Here is a 2,459-nt window from a genome sequence, read left to right as displayed (position 1 = left end):
GGCCGGGCTGATCCGGCCTGATCCGGAAGACAGGCCCTGGTCGTGCGTGGCGCGCCCCTGAGGGCGGCCCGGGCCTTCGGCCCAGCTCGGGGCAGTTCTCCGCCGGCGTCAGCCGATCTCGGCGCCGAACGCCTTCAGCGCTTCCGGAACCGGCTGGAAGAACGTCTCGCCGCCCGAGGAGCAGTCGCCGCTGCCGCCCGAGGTCAGACCGATCGCGGTGTCGCCCGCGAAGAGCGAGCCGCCGCTGTCGCCGGGCTCGGCGCAGACCGTCGTCTGGATGAGGCCGTTGACGATCTGGCCGTCGCCGTAGTTCACGGTGGCGTCGAGGCCGGTGACTTCGCCGTCGTGCACCTGCGTGGTGGAGCCACTGCGGGAGACCTTCATGCCGACGGTCGCCTCGCCCGCCTTGGTGATCTTCTGCGAGCCGCCGTCGTAGAGGTTCACGGCGCTCGGGTGCTCGGTGTCGCCGCTGTACTTGACGAGCGCGAAGTCGTTCTCGGGGAACTGCGAGTCGACCATGGTGCCGATGGCCGGACCGCCTGCCGACTGGGCCCACTCGCTGCCGGCCTTGCCGCAGTGGCCGGCCGTGATGAAGTGCGGCTTGCCGTCCTTGACGACGTTGAAGCCGAGCGAACAGCGCCCGCCGCCACTGTGGATGGCGTCACCGCCGGCGATGAAGGGCTTGAACTCCCCCGCCGTCTTCTTCAGTTCCGCCTTCGAGCCGAGCCCCTTCACGACTCCCTGGAGCTTCGCCCAGTCGGCGCCCTCGACCGTGCGGTCGGCAGTGACGACCACCTTGTTGGTCACCGGGTCGGTCGCCCAGGAAGTACCGGGGATGGTGGCACGGTCGGTGAGGGTCTGCCGGGCGGACTTCAGTTCCGCCAGCGAGTTCTCGACGATTCTGGCCTTGCCGCCCGCCTTGCGCACGGCGTCGGCCGCGGCCTCGTCCACCACATTCATCACCAGGGCCTTGGCCTTGGTGTCGTAGTACGCGCCCGCCGCGTCGCCGCCCAGGTCCTGGCCCAGGGTGGAGGCAAGGTTTCCGGCCGCTGTGGCCGACAGCGTCTTGACGGTGAACGAGGGCTTTTCCTCGCTGGCGTTCGCAGTCTGGAAGGTGATTCCCGCGGCCACGAGTGCGGCAACGGCTCCACCTGCCATCGCCGCGCGCCTCTTGGGTATGCGTCGGTGGTTCAACATCGACCTCCTGTGGGGGGCCGTGTTCGGGCAAGTGGGGTGCCCGGACACGGAGGATGGGGAGCCCACTATTCCGATACGCGCCGGTAGCACACAAGGTCGACTTCAGGACGCGCACACGACACCATCAATGCGCCCTCTGCTTCTTCACCACCGGCGGTCGCCACAGGTCGGTTTCGTTTGCGAACACCCCGTGCGACAGGGCCATGGGCAGCCTGTGAGGCCTAGTCCTGTCCAGATCTCGACGGGTAACGGGCTCACGGAGGGCTTCCGTACACCGCCCCCTGATGGGTAATCATCAAAGGGGCGGGGAATGCCAGGACAGTATTGCTGTACACGGCATACACGGAAGATCTGGACCCCATGGCGAAGGAGGCGGCGGGTGCGACGTCGGGTGCACGCGTCGGACGGGCGGCATCTGATGGTGGAGCGCCTCGGGGACCCGCGGGGCAGGCCCGTCTTCCTGCTGCACGGCACCCCGGGCAGCAGGCTGGGCCCGGCCCCGCGCGGCATGGTGCTGTACCAGCGCGGGATGCAGCTGATCGCGTACGACCGGCCCGGCTACGGCGGTTCGGACCGGTTGGCGGGCCGCAGCGTGGCCGATGTGGTCCATGACGTGCGGGCGATCGCCGACGCCCTGGGGCTCGACCGGTTCGCCGTGGTGGGCCGCTCCGGCGGCGCGCCGCACGCCCTGGCCTGCGCCGCGCTGCTGCCCGACCGGGTGACGAGGGCCGCGGCGCTGGTGACGCTCGCGCCGCGGGACGCGGACGGTCTGGACTGGTTCGAGGGAATGGCCGCCTCCAATGTGCTGGAGTACACGAGGGCCACCGTCGACCCGGACGGGCTGACCGCGCGGTTCATCCTGCGCTCGGCGGAGATCCGGCGGGACCCGGTCAGACTCCTCGACGATCTGCGCCGGGAGCTCACCGACTCCGACCGGATGGTGGTCGCGGACGCCGGCGTACGGACGATGCTGCTGCGCAACTACCAGGAGGCGCTGCGCACTTCGGCGTACGGCTGGATCGACGACGCCCTGGCGTTCGGCAGTCCCTGGGGGTTCGACCCCGCCGACATCACATCGCCCGTTCTGCTGTGGCACGGCGAGAAGGACGTCTTCTCGCCGGTCGGCCACTCCCGCTGGCTGGCGCAGCGCATCCCGGGCGCGACGGCCGTACTGGAACCGGCCGCCGCGCACTTCGACGCGCTGCACGCCCTTCCCGGGATCCTCACCTGGCTGCTCGCCCCGCTCTAGCAGCCCCCGGTTC

At 70.2% G+C, this 2,459-nt stretch carries 2 protein-coding genes; one reads left to right on the top strand and one right to left on the bottom strand.

Features of this window, described 5'->3' with window-relative positions:
• Window positions 1-108 precede the first annotated feature (108 nt).
• On the bottom strand, window positions 109-1,194 hold the full coding sequence (locus tag ACWGI8_RS43060; protein WP_453668928.1) for a S1 family peptidase: 1,086 nt from the start codon (window positions 1,192-1,194) through the stop codon (window positions 109-111).
• A 382-nt stretch (window positions 1,195-1,576) separates the two neighbouring features.
• Between ACWGI8_RS43060 and ACWGI8_RS43055 the strand changes: the two genes are divergently transcribed.
• Window positions 1,577-2,446 (top strand): alpha/beta fold hydrolase, encoded by an 870-nt coding sequence (locus tag ACWGI8_RS43055; RefSeq protein ID WP_453668926.1) that lies wholly within the window; start codon window positions 1,577-1,579, stop codon window positions 2,444-2,446.
• The last annotated feature ends 13 nt before the right edge of the window (window positions 2,447-2,459 follow it).

Source organism: Streptomyces sp. NPDC054841 (assembly GCF_053611045.1).
The sequence above is the reverse complement of the archived record's forward strand: the minus strand, read 5'-3'. Positions and strand labels throughout refer to the sequence as shown.